Here is an 18,275-nt window from a genome sequence, read left to right as displayed (position 1 = left end):
GTAATTTATTGATAATTGAGACTTATTCTTATTTGTCTCCCTGCCTGACTCCAGGCTTTCAATGAATACACCCATGTCTGACAAGCTATCCGTGATGACGGTTGAAACGCTCTATTGCCTTCATCATGGCTGGCTGCAGGGCTGGCTGCGCCGTAAGCTGGGCAATAGCAATGATGCCGCTGATATTGCGCAGGACACCTTTGTGCGCATTCTGACAGCACGCACATTTTCCCCAGGTCTTGGCAGTGAACCGCGTGCCTTGCTGACGCATGTCGCGAAAGGCTTGCTGGTCGATCACTGGCGCAGAAAGTCGGTGGAAGAGGCTTATCTGGAAGCCATTGCCCATTTTCCCGCTGTGCATATGCCATCCCCGGAAACCAGACTGATCATCATCGAGGCCTTGATGCGGATAGACGCCATGCTGGCCAGCTTGACGCCGCGCACTCGGGAGGTGTTTTTGCTGGCGCAACTGCATGGCATGACGCTGGCTCAGATTGCCGAGCATATGAAGATGCCCTTGATTACGGTGCGTCGCTACATCCAGAAAGCGCTGGTTGCCTGCGCGGCGGTTGCATAGGGCTAGCATGTCTTCATCCACGGGCACCATCCAGCACGATCTGCTGAAAGAGGCGGCCAACTGGGCCATGACCTTCCAGTACGACACGCCTTCAGACAGCGAGCGTCAGGCTTTCGAACAATGGCGCAGAAAAAGCCCGGCTCATGAAGAGGCCTGGACGCGAACACAGGCTGTATTCCATGTTTTCGATCAGTTGCCTGCGGAGATAGGCAAAGAGGCGGTGGAGAAGCTGGATCGTCGCCACAAACGTCGTCACACCTTGCGCATGCTGGGGACGTTGCTGTTTGCTGCGCCCTTGGGGATGCTGGCCGTCAGTCAGGCTCCCTGGCGTCGCTGGACCGCTGATGTGGCCACAGGAACGGGGGAGCGTAAACCTCTGGTTCTGCCTGATGGTTCCCAGCTGGTGCTCAATACGCGCAGCGCCGTGAATATTGCACAAAGCCAGACCGAGCGCCGACTCCATTTGCTGGCTGGCGAGATTCTGATTACGACCCAGCCGGACTCTTTTGCCGTTCCCAGACCTTTTCTGGTCGATACCTCCGCCGGACTGGTGCGTGCCTTGGGAACACGTTTCAGTGTGCGCCAGCTGGATGGTGATACGTTCCGCGTGGCTGTGCTGGAGCATGCCGTCGAGGTTCGGCCTTTGGCGGGGTCGTCTCGTCGCGTACAAGCGGGTGAGCAGGCGGACTTTGATATCAGGGGTATCAGCACGCCTCGTCCACTGCAAGACGCGGATGTGTTTTGGGAGCAGGGCATCCTGTTGGCCAAAGACATGCGGCTGGAGGATGTTCTGGCCGAGCTGGGGCGGTATCGCTCGGGTGTGCTGCGTTGTGATCCGACTTTGTCGCAGTTGCGCGTATCGGGGGCCTTGTCCTTGAAGGATACCGATGCCGCCTTGGCCAGCCTGGCGGAGTCTTTGCCATTGCGTATCGTGACTTACTCTTCGTACTGGGTGGAGCTGGTTCCGCAACCTTGAAGTGCCGACACGCAGCGTGCTGGCTCAAGGTTTGAAAAAATTCTCCCATAAAGTGAGCACTTTTTTCGTCTCGTCCGGTGTGCCTCTTATGACGCATGACGTCGCAGGTTTTCACCTCCATTGACGAAAGGTTCCTAGCATGGTTTCTCACGTATGTCTGTCCAGACTGGCCCGCAAAACGGCTGACGCGCAGACTTCACACCCCCATCGCACTGTGTTCCGGCTTAGAGCAGATGTTCTCGCTCTGTTTCTCAGTTCCACGCTTTGCGCGTTGACGGCAACCTCCTTGATGGCCAGCTCTCCCGCCCTGGCTGCTGACGTAATGGACACCAGCGCCAAACGAACTTACGCTCTGCCGGCGGGCAAGCTCAGTGACGCTCTGGCCGAGTTTGCCGCGCTTTCTGGTGTACAGCTGGTGTTTGAGCCGCAGCAATTGGCGGGCTTGCAAAGCCGCCCCCTGCAAGGGCAGTACAGTGTTCAGGACGGCTTCGCTCGTTTGCTTGCCGACACGACTTATGAAGCGGTCGCTACAAGCGGCGGCCGCTATGTGCTGCGTCCCTTGCCTGAAACGACCATGTCGTCCTCTGTCGATATCCAGGCGGGTGGCGTCACGCAGCTCAGTCCTGTGATTGTCACCGGTTTGTATCGTGGGGATTTGACGCCGGTGTATGCAGGCGGCAAGGTGGCCACGGGCAGTCGGGTAGGGTTGTTGGGCTACAAGGATTTCATGGAGACGCCGTTCAGCACCATCAGCTATACGGAAGAAGCGGTACGGCAGGCGCAGGATTTGGCGCGGGTAATTGGCTCTACTGACGCTGCGGTGTACGACCTGGGCATGCGTGGCACTGTGCGCGAAGCTTTTGTGATTCGCGGTTTTGACGTGGGTTCGGGCGATATTGCCTTTGGTGGCTTGTACGGCTTGCTGCCTTATAACCGTGTCCCTTTGGAGTTAGTGGAACGGGTTGAGGTACTGAAAGGTCCGTCTGCCATGCTCAATGGCATGCCGCCCGGCGGTTCAGTGGGCGGGAGTGTGAACCTGGTCCCCAAACGTGCGACTGAAACGCCGTTAGCGCGTTTGACCGGCATGTTCGTCTCCGATGGCCAATATGGTAGCCATGTCGATGTAGGGCGCCGCTTTGGTGACAAGCAGCAGTTTGGTATTCGTTTCAACGGCTTGTATCAGGACGGAAGTACGGCTACCGATAAGCAGTCGAAACGGGCAACCCTGGCTGCATTGGGGCTGGATTGGCGTACGGATACCGTACGGCTGGCGGCTGACTTTTACGTTAGTAAAGACAATGTGAAAGGTGTCACGCGTGGCATTACGGTGGGTCGCGGATTGGATACGCCCGATGTACCCAAGCCAGGGCAGGCTTTGGCACCAGACTGGACATATTCCCGTGCCGAGGACACCGCGTTTGTGCTGCGTGGCGAAGCTGATCTGAGCAAGGACGTGACGGTTTACGGTAACTACGGCCAAGGCAGCACGGATTATGACGGCTTGCTCGGGGTGGTGTTTGCGGTCACCGATCCGCAGGGCCGCTATCGAAACAATTTTGGACAGCAGCGCCAAGTGCTGGACCGCAAGGCAGGTGATGTAGGCATCATGGCCCGCCTGAGCACGGGCAGCGTGCGGCATGAACTGGCCCTGAGCGCTTCATACTATGAGCAAGAAGTGCGTTCCAAAACGGTTGTCGGACTATTGCCCACGGACTGGTACACGAACATCTATGCTCCTACTTGGGGGCCAGCTCCCGCAACAGTCATCGGCAAATCGGACGTGCCCAAAACCGCCTTGTCTCGCCTGAGCAGCGTAGGCATCGCTGACACCCTGTCCTTTGCGGACGATAGCATCATGTTGACACTGGGAATCCGGCATCAGAACGTCCTGAGCGAGTCCTTCCACCCTGTCAGTGGTGTCAGTACGGCGCGCTACAAGGAGTCGGCCACCTCTCCATCGGCGGCCTTGCTGGTCAAGCTCAGCGATGAGGTTTCCGTCTATGGCAACTACATCGAAGGCTTGCGCGAGGGGGCGATTGCTCCAGTGGGCACCAATAACGCCGGTGAAATTTTCGCACCGCATAAAACCAGACAACATGAAGTGGGTGTGAAGCTGGATCTGGGTGATTTTGCCGCGACATTGAGTGCCTATCAAATCCGCCTGCCCAACAGCTATATCGACCCCACAAGCAATATCTTCTCCTTCGATGGTGAGCAGCGTAATCGTGGCCTGGAACTGAACTTCTTTGGAGAGCCCGTAGAGGGCTTGCGTCTGATGGGGGGCATTGCCTATTTGGATGCCGAGTTGAGCAAGACAGCCGGTGGTGTCAATCAAGGGCGTTTCGTCATGGCCAGACCCAAGTGGCAAGGCAAGTTGGGTGTGGAGTGGGATGTGCCTGGTGTGACAGGTCTGACGGCGACAGGAAATATGCAGGCGATCCAGGGACAGTATTACAGCAGCGATAACTCGATGCGTGCGGCGGGTAGAACTATCTTTGATGCCGGCTTGCGTTATCAAACTTCCATAAGCGGTCATGCACTGACCTTGCGTGCCGATGTACTGAATATCGCCAACAAAGCCTATTGGTCGGCTGGCGGTAGCGGCAAGCTCTGGCAGGGCGCTCCTCGAACATTCATGTTGTCCGCCAGCATGGATTTCTAATCCAGACGAATTTCACTTATTACCGAGCACGAGGTGGACTATGAATAAATGGCAGCGATATGGATTGCTGGCCTGCGTCAGCGTGACGGCTGCTTGCGCACAATTGGGTGCGGACAAACGGGCAGCGGTAAGTCCCGCGACCCAGGAGCAAAAAGCGCAGGAAACGATACAGGTGACGCGCAAAATGATTGCGCCGCGCTTGTATGAACTCGCTTATTCGGCGCGTCAGCAGGCGGTTTTTGTGGCATCAGCCGGGGGCGCGGATCCTGTCAGTGAACCTTCCAGAATCTTGCGTCTGAATCCAGCTGATTTGTCGGTGACAGTAGAAATTCCGCTGGAGCGGGGTGGGTTCGGAGTTGCACTGGATGATGCCGCCAACCGTCTGTATGTGGGCAATGCGCTGACGGCCTCGGTGACGGTCGTCGATACGGCGCAAAATCGCGTTCTTGGCGTCGTGCAATTGGCCGAGCCCATCCGTTACGACGGCGATAAAGCGATCTATCCGCATCTGCTGCGCGAGCTGGTCGTGGATCAGAAGAGGCAACGCCTCTATGCTCCGGGTCTGAGTGCCCAAGGCAGTGTGCTGTATGTCGTCGATACGGCCAATCTGAAACTGGATCGGGTTGTCTCTGGCCTGGGAGCAGGCGCAGCGGGCATTGCTCTGGATAAAGAGGGCAACAGGCTCTATGTGTCCAACTTGCAGGGACAGGTATTTGGCATTGATACAAAGACCTTGACCATCAAAACCCAATGGGAGGTCAAGGCGGATCAATTGCTGAATCTGGCCTATGACCACAAACGCCATCGTCTGCTGGCAAGTGATCTGGGCTCGGAGCGTATGGATACCTTGCGCAAGGAGAAAGCCGGGCTGACGGAGTATGAAAAGCGCGGACCCGGACATAGGGTGGTGGCGATTGATGCCAGAAACGGTGCCCTGTTGGCCAGCGTACCGACGGGCAAGGCTCCCATTGCACCGATGCTGGATGAAGGCCGGGACCGTGTTTATGTTTCCAACCGGGATAGCGGCACGGTCAGCGTGCTGGATGCAGAGGACTACACGCTTTTGGCGACGGTGCCTTTGGCGCCGCACCCTAATAGTCTGACCCTGGATGCAGCTTCGGGAAATGTCTACGTGTCCATCAAGGAAGAGAGCAGAACAGCAAGGGAAGGCGTGGCCCGGTTAGCGCCTCGTTAAGCTTGTTTCAAGAACGCCCGCCATTTGAACTGCATCCCAAATATTGGACAACCATCCAAGCTTTGGGGGCAGATCAGTTGGCGGTTTTTTTTTTGTTCGTTTGCCTGATAAAGGAGACAAAGATCTCAGGAGATGATCCTTTTGTTTCAAGGCTTTTTCCTGTTCGGATCAAAACACAATAACAATAATGAGAATCGTTGTTATTATTATGTCCCCTTGATCTATTTACCCCATGCCGTTCTATGTCGCGTTTTTCGTCCTCACGTAAAACTTGGCTCGTGCATTACCACGAGCTGGTTAAGACGTGGACGCGACGTTCATCAAACAGCTGTGATGGGGAAGATGTGGCCCACGATGCTATTGCCGGAATGCTGGAGCAAGACGTAGCCCGAATCAGCAATCCCAGAGCCTATTTGCATCGCAGTGCGGCCAACAGTCTGATACAGCGACAAAAGCGGGAGCAGCCTGCTTTAACGATTCCCTTGCAGGATCTGAGCGAACAGGATCATCCCGTGGTGTCGGGCGCCGAGGAGGCAGCCTATTGCGGGCAGTTGTCGGAAGCCTTGCTGGCGGCCCTGGATGAGCTGCCACCCGTCTGTCAGCAGGTTTTTTCCTGCCACAGGCTGGAAGGCTGGACCGTGCCTGAAATCGCCAGTCATCTGGGTTTGTCTGTCAGTTCGGTAGAAAAGTACCTGACCCGCAGCATGCGTCATTTGCAGCTTAAGTTGCAGCAGTTTTCCTCTTAATATAACGATGCACGCCATGAGCACTTTTCTGTCTTCACCCGTATTGGTACAGGGATTAACCGGCGAGCTATCGTAGCGACTATGAGCTTATCCCATTCACTTCCCATTCCTGATGATCCACACGACGCTGCCGCGTTCTGGTTTGCGCGCGTGCGAGGTGGCCTGATGCAGGAGGGGGATCAGACGCTGCTCAAGCAATGGCGTGAACAGGACCCGCGTCATGCGCAGGCTTATCAGGACATGGAAGCCATGTGGTCGATTGCGCAGGCAACACCGGATGCCGCTTTCAAGGCACGCTTGGCACAAAACACTCGCCCTCGGGCACCGCAATGGGGACGTAGAGCGTTTATCGCAGGGTTGGGAAGTGCCTGTGCGGCGATAGCGGGTGTCGCTGTTCTGGGGCCGCAGCGTTGGCTGGAAAGTGAGCAATATACCCAGCGCTATGTCAGCCGCAAGGGCGAACGGCTTGAGCAGACCTTGCCGGACGGATCGCTGATCAGTCTGAATACCGATAGCGTGGTGCACGTGTCCTTTTATCAGTCTGAGCGCCGCGTCGTGTTGGAAAAAGGGGAGGCTTTTTTCCAGGTGCGCTCCGAGCCAGATCGGCCTTTTAATGTCGATGCCGGCCAGGCCGTGATACGGGTGACGGGCACTCGTTTTAATGTGCGACGCGAGACGGACACGGTTGATGTGGCGGTTGATTCCGGTTCGGTACGTGTAGAGAGCGGACCCTGGTGGAACAGCACCAATTACAACCTCGTAGGGGAGCAGGGTGTGCGTCTGGGCAGCGGTCAACAGGCCTCCGTGCAGTCACGAAATATGGTGCAGGCTTTGGCCTGGCGTCAGGGTCGAGCCATTTTCGATGCTGAGCCACTGGAGCACATCGTAGCCGAGCTCAATCGCTACAAGGAGCCAGGCATTGTGCTGCATAGCCCATCCTTGCGCGGGCTGCGAGTGACCGGTGTTTTCGATGTGAATGATCCCCACGCTTTTCTGGGCGTCCTGCCCTCATTGGCACCCGTGGTGATTGTCCAAGGACCCGATGGCCGGTTGGGTATTGCGGCTCGTTAGACCACATATTCCTTGAAAGATACAATTGCTTTCAATTTGGGAACGAGAATCGTTACGGAGTTTGCTCCTGATTGACTCTTATGAGGGAAGGGACAGTTTTGCGTCCCTGATTGCCTTTGGCCAAAGGGCTTGTCGCTTTGTGCGTCGCTTTCCTTATAACGAGTACTACGGTGTATCCACAGAACACAAATAAACGATGGCCTCTTTTTGCCTTACGCCCGGTGCAGGGTGTAGGGCTCAGCGTATTGGCACTGGCCTTGTCGTTCAGTCCCTTGGGGCAGGCGATTGCGCAGGACGCGCCTGCGCTGTCAATCTCTATTCCGGCTCAATCCCTGAACCGGGCTTTACTTGAGTTGGGGCAGCAGGCAGACATTCAAATCTATTATTTGCCCGATACCGTCAGTGGCTTTCAGGCAGCGCCAGTCAGGGGGCGCATGACGCCGCAGCAGGCTATGCAAAGCTTGTTGAGGGGGACGGGCGTGCAAGCCAGATGGAAAGGGCGAACGGTTTCTTTAACCCTAGCAAGCCGTGATGACACTACGCAATTGGCTCCGATCACGGTTATGGCCAATACGAGCCTGGCGACGGAAGGGAGTGGATCCTATGTTACCCCCAGAGTCAGTATCAGCAAGGGTGAGCAGTCCTTGCGGGAGATTCCCCAGGCCGTCTCGGTCATCACCCGTCAGCAGCTGGATGATCAGGGTGTGACCGATATTCGGGATGCCTTGAACAAGGCGCCGGGTGTCACTATGGTGGCCAATGATCCCGGTGGTCAGTTCTATTCGCGTGGCTTCTTTATCCAGAGCTATCAGTTTGACGGTGTGCCTTTGGAGCGCCAGTTGTATGCGCGTGGCTCTGCCTTTAATTCAGATACTTCGATTTATGATCGCGTTGAAATCATGCGTGGTCCGCAAGGTCTATTTGAAGGCGCGGGGGATCCTTCAGGGTCGGTGAATATGGTGCGTAAACGTCCCACCAACGAGCGACAGTTTGTATTTACTGGCACAACTGGATCGTGGGACCGCTACGGTGCTCAGGCGGATTTGTCCGGCGCACTGAACGACTCGGCCACTGTCCGCGGACGGGTGGTGTTGAATTATGACAAGCAAGACTCCTTCCGCGATTATGTGGGTTCGGTGGATCGCACGTTTTACGGGGCTCTCGACTTTGATCTGGGGCCGGCCACCACAGTAGGTTTGGGTTATAGCCGCGAGAAACCCTATGGTGTCATCGATTGGTCGGCTTTGCCCAATTATGGTGATGGCTCTATGCCAGACTACCCGCGGCATACGAACTTGAGCGCACCCTGGAACCATACGTCCAAGACTCAGGACACCTGGTTTGCAGATTTTGCGCATCGCTTTAACGAGGACTGGAAATTCAAGGCCAGCTTAGTGCGTGTGCGTGAGTCCAACGATGTGAAGTATCTGCTCCGGACAGGGCGTTTGGGCCCTCCTAATACCTTTCGGGGAGACGCCTACGCCTTTGATATGGTGTCGCGCCAATGGGGTGGCGATGCCTATTTGAACGGACGTACTCGTTTGTTTGACCGGCAGCTGGATGTCACCCTGGGCGCTAATTTTTCTCGTTTGCGCAGCCATGACTTGTGGGGCTGGATGCGAAATGTAGAGAACCTGAATGCGTCGTACCAGCAGCGTGTCACCGCTCCCGAATTGGCCAGTGAAGATATTATTGCTGCCAATCGTATGGATGACGGCTATCGTTCGGACAAGAAAGGCGTGTATGCCACGGCACGCTATCAGCTCGCCGAGCCCTTTTCCGTGTTAGTAGGTGGCCGTCTCTCCTGGTATGAGCAGACCTACCTGTCTGACGGTGTTTGGGGGAAATCCGAAACCAATGCCAAGGAAAACAGCAAGTTCACCCCCTTTATGGGGTTGGTGGTGGATCTGGATAATCAATGGTCCGTCTATGCCAGTTACGCCGATATTTTTCGGCCACAAAGCCAGCGCGACCGCTCCGGTGCTTTTCTGAGTCCTGTCACAGGTCGTAATTACGAGTTGGGCTTGAAAGGCGAGTTGATGGATGGACGCGTCAATACCTTGTTGGCGGTTTTCCGCACTGATCAAAAGGGCGTGGCTTTCGAGGATGGTACGGTGCCTGAGAGCGTGGCCAACTTGAATTGCGGCGGTACGTGCTACCGGCCCTCTGCGCAGGTTCGTAGTCAGGGTTTTGAGGCGGAAATCAACGGTGAAATCTTGCGTGGCTTGCAGGTGGCTGCCTCGTATACCTACACCCAGACGCGTAACCGGGGCAATGATGTCCCGTCTGTGGGTTACGATATTTCCGCCAATACGGGTGTGCCACGTCATATGGCACGAGTCTGGGCCAATTACCGTTTGCCAGGGCAATGGCATAAATGGAGCATGGGCGCGGGATTGAATCTGCAAAGTGCTTCTTCCAGCTTCGGCTACTACGGACGCAAGCAAGGTGGCTATGCCGTTGCGGATGCCCGCGTCGCCTATCAGTTTAGCGATCAGCTCAGTGCTGCCGTCAATATCAATAACTTGTTTGACCGCCATTATTTCCAGTCGATCAGTTATGACCATAATTACTATGGCACCCCACGCACTGTTTATCTGACTGTGCAATATCGAATGTAAGGCAACAGAGCCGGCAGCCGGACAAGCCCATCCAGCTCGGCTTTTGCGAATATTCTGGCCCGCTGCCAAGGGGCAGACTGTGAACTGACTTTTGGGAGATTCCAATGAGACAGTTCATCAGGCGGCAGCGCGGCCAGGGCATGGTCGAGTATTTAATTATTGTGGCTTTGGTCGCGGTGGCGGCCATTGCGGTGTACCAGTCCTTTGGTCAGGTGATTCGCAATCAGACCGCGGCCATGGCCAAGGAACTGGCGGGGGAGGATGGCTCCGAGCAGACTCAGCAAGCGCAATCTGCCGCTTCTGCTGCTGCGGCTCAAGGCAGTGCCAAGAGCCTGAAATCCTTTACAGGCAATGCGCAATGAGGCCGCCCAACCAACCACAAGAGGGGGCGGCATTAGCCTGGGGCCTGATCGCGCTGGCACTTCTGTCTGTCGCGTGGGGCGGCTACTTTCATGTGAACCAGATTGCCGAGCAGCAAGGGCGTTTGTCCCTGGTGCTGGATGCGGCTGCCTATGGTGCGGCCACCGAGCAGGCACGTACCTTGAACCTGCTGGCTTATATCAATCGGGCGCAGTTGGGGCATCAACTGGCTTTGGGTCATTTATTGACCTTGGCAACATGGGACAGGGCAGCGCAAACCCAGTCCGGGCAAGCGCGTAGGGCGAATCCGCCTGCGCACTTGGTCGCCATGATGTTTGGTCCCGCACATGGGCTGGCGTATACCCAGGCGCGCTCTGCTGGAGACAACCAGCAGGCCTTAGAACAGGCTTTCCAGGCCCATCAGCGTTTGATTCATGACGTGCTGGCGCAGGCCCAAGAGCAATTGGTAGAGGGGTTACCGCAACGGCGACAAACCATTATTCAGGCGACCTTGGATGGCAGTTTGCCGGATTGGCCGGCTCAAGCCATTCGCTGGCAGTTTGAGCAGGACGACTGGCCGCAGTTTCTGTTGCTACAGTCCGGACAAGCCCAATGGCAGTCGGGCTTGGCGCATCTGGTGTCTTTATACGGGTTTCTGGCCCCACGGGATTACGAGGCTCGCTCTTATCCCGGTGTCGATCGGCGTTGCCCTTTGTGGCAGCATCGTTTGCGTCGTGCTGGTCGTACCGAGTTTGACCGTTCGGGCCGCTGGCATTCCAACGATACGCAGTCCATGCATATGGTTCGCTCCAACCGTTGGATAGGCTGTTATTTCCGTGAGTATGCCATGGCGTGGGCCTTGCAAACGCCAACTCATGCGTCCGGAATTGATGCGCCAGACGACTTTTCAGGGCAGAGCTTCTGGAAGTGGGCGCTGGAGCAGGGCAATAGCTCTTTGCTATCGGCTCAAGGCAATACAGTGGCGCAATCCTGGGCGCGGCGAGATGCCAGACCCTGGAGTCAAAGGTCATGGGTAGACGGGTATGCCTTGGCTGATTCTGAAAAGAGCGCAGGCCCCGATCTTGTGCTGACATTACAGGCCCAAGGCCATTTGGGACAAACCGTTCATACACGGGCGGCGGCGCAATCATTTTTCTCCCTGCCACCGGATAGGGCAGATTCTGGTGTGGATGCCAAGCCCAGCCTGTTTTTGCCCTTTTGGCAGGCACGGCTGATGGATGCAGGAGGCCGCCAATTATGAACACGCGACAAAAAGGGATTGCACTGGTCGAGGCCTGTTTGCTGGGTGTGGTGTTGGGCCTGATGGTGATGGCGGGACGTTGGCTGATGCAGCAGCAGTATCGCTTGCAGCAGATGCAGCAGAGTACACACTTGAGCCTGTTCACGCACGATGCCCATGGCAAGCCAGTTCCAGCAGCGAGCAGCCCCGTTCAAGAAGCAGTACCGACCTGTTTTTCGGAGTCGCCGATAGCGACAACCCAGCCCTTGCAATGGGAGCTTTTGAGCTTGCGCAGTGGATTCTGGACGGCACAGTCGCGTGTTTCCATTCCGTGGCCGCGTTGGCTGGCAACTCTGTCCATCAAAACACAGTTGCAGCGCCAATCCCGGCTGTGGGCGGCTGCGGGGCAGGCTAACAGTACACAACAAACTCGTCAGCGTTTGGAAAACAGTACGACTGCTTGGGGGGAGGCCATGGCCTCAAGCCGGCCCGCTGCCAGAGAAACGATACGGCGGGCAGGGCCTATGGACGCGGCCTGGGGGCGGACACGAGCCGATTTGGATTGGCTGAGCCGGTGGCAGGATTACGTGCCGGATCATGGCCCCAAGGAGCGACCATGAGACAGCTGTTTGCCTTGCTCTTGCTGTTTTTCTTGATGTTCAGCCCTGTGCCGGCTAGAACGCAGCCCTTGCTCCTACCTTTGCAGGACTCCCAAGTTCAGTGGGATCAAGGGCAAATGGCACAGACCGATGTTGGACCTGTGTATAGCTGGGGACTGAGCACAGACCTGGATGCGCAGACCTTGGCTTCTCGTTTGGAGCCATTCTGTGGAGCTCATTACGGCGCAATCAGATTGGAAAGGCAATGGGTATTTCTGCGTGCCAAAGATGGCAGGAATTGCGTTTTGTGGTTGGAGGATATACAGGCCTCGACCTTGTCGGGTTTGTTAAGTGTTTCCGAACACAGTCAGCCTGTTTCCCCCTCATCGGTTTGGTCAGCGCCACCCGTTGCTGGTGCCGTCCTGTGGCAACACGAACAGCCAGGGCAAGTGCAAAGTTGGCTGTTGAAGGCCGAGCCTGGATGGCAAGCCGATTTGCGTCGCAAGGACTGGGGAGGCGAGGCGGGCGAGCGTTATTGGCGCAAAGGCCCGGCCGAGCTGGATGTCATGGAGCTGGAGCATGAGCAGCAGCGCTACTTGCTCTTGATCTGCCGTGCCTGTGGAAAGGGGGCCTCATGATTCGGGCGAAATTCTTTTGGCTATGCCGTCATCCCAGCGCAGGGTTTGGCCTGCTGGCCTTGGTGGCTGGTTTGATGGCAGCCGGGACCAGCAGTCGTTACTTGGACCGGCAGGAGGAGGCTCTGCGGCAAGCGGCGCATCGTGTGCAATTGGATAGGGTGGTAGCCGCCTCCAGTCTGACAGCGGGGACGGTGTTGCAGGCGGAGCATTTGGCCGCCCGCGCCTTTCCTGCTGAACTGGTGCCTAGTGACAGTTGGGATGTGGCGCAGTTTGAGAGTCTGCTGGGGCAAGTGCTCAGCCAGCCGTTGCGGGCAGGGGATTTGATCAGCAAGGCGCATGTGCAGGAAGTCAGCAGTCCATTTTCACAGCAATTGCTCTCTGGCAGGCGTGCCCTGACTGTGCCGGTGGATGCGATCAGTTCGGTGTCGGGGTTGATCCGGCCAGGAGATCTGATCGATATCTATGTCAGTTTTGATGATCGGCAGCGGCGGGTAACGGCCCCCTTGCTGCAGTCTGTTCTGGTTCTGGCGACCGGACAAAGATCGGGTGAAGGCTCGACCACGGCCAGATTGGATCAGGACTTCTACAACACCTTGACCCTGGATGTAGGCCCGGACGATGCCTTGAAGTTGCTGGCAGCCAGGCAACATGGACGCATCAGTGCTTTGCTGCGCAATCCGGATGACCATACACCCCATCAGGCTGCCGTGCGAGGTGAACTGGCTGACATTCTGGGTCTGGGGCCGGGTGCAAGGCCCAAACAGCCTGTACAAGTTTTGTACGGCAACAGACCGGCAGGGCAACTTGGCCAGACAGAAGTGGAGCGTCTGGGTTGGCTGGATATGCCGGACGGCTTTTCTGTGGGGCAGCAGCCATGAGCAAAAATCGCGATTGGTGTAGGCGGGCCGCTGTGAGTTTGCTGTCTGGTGCCCTGTGTAGTGCAACTTTGCAAAGCCAGGCCCAGGGCTTGGGGCTACAAGTCGGTGAGTTGATGGTTCTGCCTGACACGCAGGTGGAGCGGGTGGCGGTCGGCGACGGTGATATTGTTCACGCTGTCACCACGGAATCGGGCGAGTTGATTCTGTTTGCACGCAAGACGGGCAGCACGGTGGTACAAGTCTGGTCCCATTCCGGGCAAAGCCAGTCCTACCAAATTGAGGTGTCGCCAGAAAATCATAGGCAAACCTTGGCGGAGCTACGAAGTTTGCTGGAACGCATTCCCGAGTTACGCATCAGCGAACTGGGTGGCAAGCTGGTGTTGGAAGGAGAAGGTTTAAGTGATCAGGACAAGCAACGCATTCAGGCATTAAGTCAGGAGCATCCTCAATTGCTGGATTTCACGCAGCAGGACGGTTGGGAACCGATGGTCTTGCTGGATGTGCAGGTAGTGGAGGTGCCGCGCAACAGTCTGCGAGAGCTGGGAGTGCGTTGGGATGGGAGCTCTCAGGGTGGTTTGAGTATGGGCGGTGCCTGGGATGCGTCTACTCATCAGTTTTTGGACAGGCCAGGTGAAGCTGTTTTGCCTTTGGCGTTTCCTGCCAAGCAGGGGGCAGCGTTCTTTGGTGTTGGCGCCTTGATGTCTGCTCGCGTTCAGGCCATGGCACAGGAAGGACATGCGGTTGTACTGGCGCAACCGCAGCTATTGGCACGCAGTGGTTCTCAAGCCGAGTTTCTGGCCGGGGGCGAGCTGCCTTACACCACCACGGACGACAAGGGAAACAGCAAGACCAGCTTCAAGCCTTACGGTGTGTCGCTGCGCATTGTGCCGCGAGTCGAGCGTGGCGGGCTGGTGCGTTCGCAGATCGAGGTGGAGGTTAGCTCCGTTGATGCCAGCCTGTCCCAACCCGCCGGGCCGTCTTTGAAAACCCGACGAGCTTCGACCGAGTTCAATGTCCGTTCAGGACAAACGCTGGTGCTGGCAGGGTTTATCTCGCGTGAAGAATCTCGGCATGTGGATCGTCTACCGGGATTGGCCAGTTTGCCAGTGCTGGGCGCCTTGTTTCGTTCCGAACGCTTTGCCCGACAGGAAACGGAGTTGGCGGTATTTGTGACCCCGACTTTGGTGGCTGCGGAACATCCTGATTTGCTGGCTCGGCAGGCCAATGCTACCCAGTGGTTGGATCAAAGCTTTCCTGATGCTCCACGCTTGAATACACCTGTGCGTGCCATCCCCAAGGGAGCAGGGCGAGGTACCTGGTCGCAATGGGTAGAACCTGATAGTGAGGTATTTCGTGTTGAACCTTGAGCTTGAGTCGGAGCTGGGGACGACGCGCCCCTGCACGGTCAGTTTGCCGGCCTTGATAGGGCGTGACCCGGCCTGTGATGTGGTTCTGCCGTCCTGGCGTATCGCGCGCCAGCATGCCAGTTTTCTGAAGCGGGCGGGGGCGGTGTACATCCAGGATCACGGCTCTTTGACGGGCGTACAGCTTAACGGCAAACGGGTTTATGACGATGGGCCTTTGCGCTTGGGTGATGTGCTGGTGCTGGGAGGGTTCAAGTTGCGGATTGCCGGTTTTGGGCAGAAGGTTCAGCCCAGAGTTGATATGGCCGTTTCGGACTTGGGAAACCCACCGGAAACCTCAATACCGCAGTCCTTTACGATGGAAGAACCGCGTCAGACACCACAAGGTGAGCAAGGTTTTTTCCCTCCTGGGCAAGCTGATCTTCCGGTATCCGATAGTGATCTGTTCAGACAGGAACAGCAACGCCTGCATCAAGCCTTGTTGAGTGCGTTGGAATTGGAGCGTCGAGACCTCTCCCGCGTCACAGACAAACAGTTGGAGCAGGAAGCCTTTGATTGCTTGGGTCGTTTGATCCAGGCCCAATGTGCTGTCCCCAAGCATGAGCAAGCCAGACTGCAAGCCAGTGTTTGTGCCGAAGCGGTGGGTTTGGGGCCTCTGGAGCCTTTACTGGCTGATGCCTCGGTCTCGGAAATTATGGTCAATCATTATGATCGGGTATTTGTTGAGCAGGCGGGGCGGCTTCAGGCCCATCCCCTGGTGTTCAGCAGCGAGTCGGCCTTGCGGGCGATTATTGACCGCATCCTGGCTCCCTTGGGTAGACGGCTGGATATCAGCTCGCCCGCAGTGGATGGGCGCTTGGCCGATGGCTCGCGTTTTCATGCCGTACTGTCGCCCATTGCGGTCAAGGGAACCTGCGTGACCATACGCAAGTTTCCCAAACGACGCCTGGGGCTGGAGGATCTGTTGCAGACGGGCAGTTTGTCGCCGGAGATGGCCGCATTCCTGCAACAGGCGGTGCAGCGACGCTGCAATATTCTGGTTTCGGGTGGAACCGGGACAGGCAAAACGACTTTGCTGAACGTGCTCAGCACCTGTATTGATTCAGGTGAACGAATCGTGACCCTGGAAGACGCGGCTGAGCTGCAGTTGCAGCACAGTAATTGGGTGGCTTTGGAGTCCCGACCCGCGAATGCAGAAGGTCAGGGGCAAGTGGATATACGGAGCCTGTTGCGACAAGCCTTGCGAATGAGGCCAGACCGGATTGTGGTGGGGGAGTGCCGGGGCGCAGAAGCTTTCGATATGTTGTCGGCCATGAACACCGGCCACGAAGGCTCGATGGGGACCTTGCATGCGAATACGCCTCGCGATGCTTTGTCCCGCCTGGAAGGGATGGTGTTGATGGCAGGCCTGGATTTGCCTTTGCTGGTTGTGCGAGAGCATATCGCGCGGGCCTTGCACATTATTGTGCAACTGAGCCGCTTACCTGATGGCAAGCGTTTGGTGCACGAGATTGTGGAGGTGACCGGCATCGAGGCGCAGCGTATTCAACTGCAAACCTTGTACAGCTATCGCCCGGAGTTCGGTTTTGCCGCCAGTGGCTTGCGTTCCGAGCATGTTTCGTCTGCAGAGAGGCAATCATGAGATTTCTCAGTATTTTGCTGATTGTCTTGGGTACCACGGCGTTGGCCTATGTATTGCTACGTTCAGGACAGCGTCTTGCCAAGCGTTATAGGCAGCAACTGCTCAGGCAGTCCGAGCAGAGTTTGCAATCGCATTTTGTATTTGTGCGCAGTCAGTATTTGGCTTTTGGGGCCTGGGCTTTATTGCCCCTGATCTTTTTGACGGCCTGGTGGCTGATGCAGTCGTTCTGGCTGGCAGCGATGGTAGCTCTGCTGGCTGCAGTCACGCCTTTACTGGTTCTGCGCTGGATGGGACAGCGGCGCTTGGCAAGCTTACGACGACAGTTGCCTGACTTTGTTCTGTCTTTGGCCTTGAGCCTGCAAGCAGGTGTGGCCTTGCAAGCGGCTTTGCAGCAGCTGTCTCAATCTTTGCCTGCGCCCTTGGGGCAAGAGCTGCGTTTGCTATTGCGTCAGCAGCGCTTGGGGGTGAGTGCCAAGGACTCGTATCAAGACCTTCTGGATCGAGTGCCGGTGTCAGAACTGGCCATGTTGTTCAGTGCCTTGCAGATGGGCCAGAGCACGGGGGCGGGGCTAGGGGAACGCTTGAAGATACTGGCGCAAACCATTCGGGCGCGACTGACCATCGAGGACAAGATTGTTGCCTTGACCGCGCAGGCGCGTTTGCAGGCGCGCATCATGTTCTGCTTGCCGGGTTTTGTGGCGGGAGCTTTGTACCTTCTGGATGCCACGGCATTTGAGCAGGCCTGGTTCAACACATTGGGTGTTTGGGTGGCGGGGGCGCTAGTGGCCATGCTGCTGATGGGGCTGTGGTGGATGCAAGTGATCCTGCGAGGGGAGGGGTGATCATGATCACACTGATCTGGATGCTCTCTGCCTTGAGTGCAGCCTTGTTCCTGATGGCATTCCTGTGGGCTTGGCGCGGTCGTTATCTGCTTTTGCTGCAAGGAGGCAGCAGTTTGGGGCAGGCGGCCTGGCAGGCTTGGGAAGCACCGTTCTCCAGAGTTTTGCATCTATGCCTGTCCCTGCCTTTCATCCATGAGTGGCCGGAGCGATTGTGGGGTTCTTATACCAACGAAGTACGGGGCTTTCTAAGTAAACGCGTGGCTTTGACCGGATTGCTTACAAGTCTTGTCAGCGCCTTTTTGTTGACGCAGGGAGCTTCCTTGATGGAGCTTCTAGGCTTGGCGGTGACAGGTCTCCTCTTGAGCATATTGCAGGCTATCTCACGGGGAAGAAAACTGCAGCGCCAACATCATTCCCGCTGTCGCCAGGATTTACCGTTCTTTTTGGATCTGCTGGTGCTGGCTGTCGAATCCGGACTGGGCTTGCAGCAAGCCTGGGCGCGTGCAACGCAGGCCCTACCGCAAGGCAGTCTGCTGATCAGCTTGAACAAGGTACAGGGCGAGGTTCGGGCGGGACGACGTTTGCCGCAAGCCATGCGCAATGTCGCTTTGAGTTTCAGGCAGGCAGAGCTGGAGGAATTGGCTTTGTCTTTGGAACTGGCACAGGACACGGGTTTGTCCTTGGCTTTGTTGCTACGCGCTCAAGCAGAAAAATTGCGTAGTCATTTGCACTTGGAAGCCGAGCAAAGAGCCCTCAAGCTGCCTGTTTATTTGCTGGCCCCTTTGGTCGTGTGCATTTTCCCCTGCACGTTTTTGGTGATTGCGATGAGCCTGTTAGGCCCTTGGCTGGCAGGGGGAGGCTAGG

At 56.7% G+C, this 18,275-nt stretch carries 16 protein-coding genes; all 16 read left to right on the top strand.

The window, feature by feature from the left end:
• Window positions 1-73: 73 nt before the first annotated feature.
• The 16 genes from M2Q46_RS04870 to M2Q46_RS04795 all read left to right on the top strand — a co-directional run bounded on the left by M2Q46_RS04870 (window position 74) and on the right by M2Q46_RS04795 (window position 18,274).
• Complete coding sequence (locus M2Q46_RS04870; RefSeq protein WP_239054334.1) at window positions 74-577, top strand: sigma-70 family RNA polymerase sigma factor; 504 nt, start codon at window positions 74-76, stop codon at window positions 575-577.
• 7 nt (window positions 578-584) lie between these two features.
• A complete protein-coding gene (locus M2Q46_RS04865; protein WP_239054333.1) occupies window positions 585-1,553 on the top strand; it encodes a FecR domain-containing protein in 969 nt (322 codons plus the stop codon).
• A gap of 289 nt (window positions 1,554-1,842) precedes the next feature.
• Window positions 1,843-4,215: a TonB-dependent receptor gene (locus M2Q46_RS04860; protein ID WP_254001932.1), complete on the top strand. Its 2,373-nt coding sequence runs from the start codon at window positions 1,843-1,845 to the stop codon at window positions 4,213-4,215.
• Window positions 4,216-4,255: 40 nt separating this feature from the next.
• On the top strand, window positions 4,256-5,410 hold the full coding sequence (locus tag M2Q46_RS04855; protein ID WP_302356859.1) for a YncE family protein: 1,155 nt from the start codon (window positions 4,256-4,258) through the stop codon (window positions 5,408-5,410).
• 242 nt (window positions 5,411-5,652) lie between these two features.
• Window positions 5,653-6,156 (top strand): sigma-70 family RNA polymerase sigma factor, encoded by a 504-nt coding sequence (locus tag M2Q46_RS04850; protein WP_035272834.1) that lies wholly within the window; start codon window positions 5,653-5,655, stop codon window positions 6,154-6,156.
• An 81-nt stretch (window positions 6,157-6,237) separates the two neighbouring features.
• Complete coding sequence (locus M2Q46_RS04845) at window positions 6,238-7,227, top strand: FecR family protein (protein WP_302356858.1); 990 nt, start codon at window positions 6,238-6,240, stop codon at window positions 7,225-7,227.
• 257 nt (window positions 7,228-7,484) lie between these two features.
• Window positions 7,485-9,848, top strand: a complete 2,364-nt coding sequence (locus tag M2Q46_RS04840; protein WP_302356857.1) for a TonB-dependent siderophore receptor — start codon at window positions 7,485-7,487, stop codon at window positions 9,846-9,848.
• Window positions 9,849-9,952: 104 nt separating this feature from the next.
• Complete coding sequence (locus M2Q46_RS04835) at window positions 9,953-10,210, top strand: hypothetical protein (protein ID WP_009462197.1); 258 nt, start codon at window positions 9,953-9,955, stop codon at window positions 10,208-10,210.
• Window positions 10,207-11,469: a hypothetical protein gene (locus tag M2Q46_RS04830; RefSeq protein ID WP_302356856.1), complete on the top strand. Its 1,263-nt coding sequence runs from the start codon at window positions 10,207-10,209 to the stop codon at window positions 11,467-11,469. The genes M2Q46_RS04835 and M2Q46_RS04830 overlap by 4 nt, the downstream gene beginning before the upstream one ends.
• Entirely contained in the window at window positions 11,466-12,068 is a 603-nt protein-coding gene (locus M2Q46_RS04825) for a pilus assembly protein TadE (protein WP_302356855.1), read from the top strand. The genes M2Q46_RS04830 and M2Q46_RS04825 overlap by 4 nt, the downstream gene beginning before the upstream one ends.
• Entirely contained in the window at window positions 12,065-12,685 is a 621-nt protein-coding gene (locus M2Q46_RS04820) for a hypothetical protein (RefSeq protein WP_060185177.1), read from the top strand. Before M2Q46_RS04825 ends, M2Q46_RS04820 begins: the two co-directional genes overlap by 4 nt.
• Window positions 12,682-13,563: a Flp pilus assembly protein CpaB gene (gene cpaB / locus M2Q46_RS04815; RefSeq protein ID WP_060185176.1), complete on the top strand. Its 882-nt coding sequence runs from the start codon at window positions 12,682-12,684 to the stop codon at window positions 13,561-13,563. Before M2Q46_RS04820 ends, cpaB begins: the two co-directional genes overlap by 4 nt.
• 32 nt (window positions 13,564-13,595) lie before the next feature.
• Window positions 13,596-14,930, top strand: coding sequence for a type II and III secretion system protein family protein (locus M2Q46_RS04810; RefSeq protein WP_230940545.1), 1,335 nt, complete (start codon window positions 13,596-13,598; stop codon window positions 14,928-14,930).
• Window positions 14,917-16,569, top strand: a complete 1,653-nt coding sequence (locus M2Q46_RS04805; RefSeq protein WP_052159465.1) for an ATPase, T2SS/T4P/T4SS family — start codon at window positions 14,917-14,919, stop codon at window positions 16,567-16,569. Before M2Q46_RS04810 ends, M2Q46_RS04805 begins: the two co-directional genes overlap by 14 nt.
• Window positions 16,566-17,411, top strand: a complete 846-nt coding sequence (locus M2Q46_RS04800; protein ID WP_060185175.1) for a type II secretion system F family protein — start codon at window positions 16,566-16,568, stop codon at window positions 17,409-17,411. Before M2Q46_RS04805 ends, M2Q46_RS04800 begins: the two co-directional genes overlap by 4 nt.
• 2 nt (window positions 17,412-17,413) lie before the next feature.
• Window positions 17,414-18,274: a type II secretion system F family protein gene (locus M2Q46_RS04795; protein ID WP_230940544.1), complete on the top strand. Its 861-nt coding sequence runs from the start codon at window positions 17,414-17,416 to the stop codon at window positions 18,272-18,274.
• Window position 18,275 lies beyond the last annotated feature (1 nt).

The sequence above is a fragment of the Alcaligenes sp. YSL9 genome, assembly GCF_030515105.1.
In the GTDB taxonomy this organism is placed as follows: Bacteria; Pseudomonadota; Gammaproteobacteria; order Burkholderiales; family Burkholderiaceae_B; genus Alcaligenes; species Alcaligenes phenolicus.
Note: the sequence above shows the minus strand (reverse complement) of the source record. Positions and strands in the feature narration are given on the sequence as shown.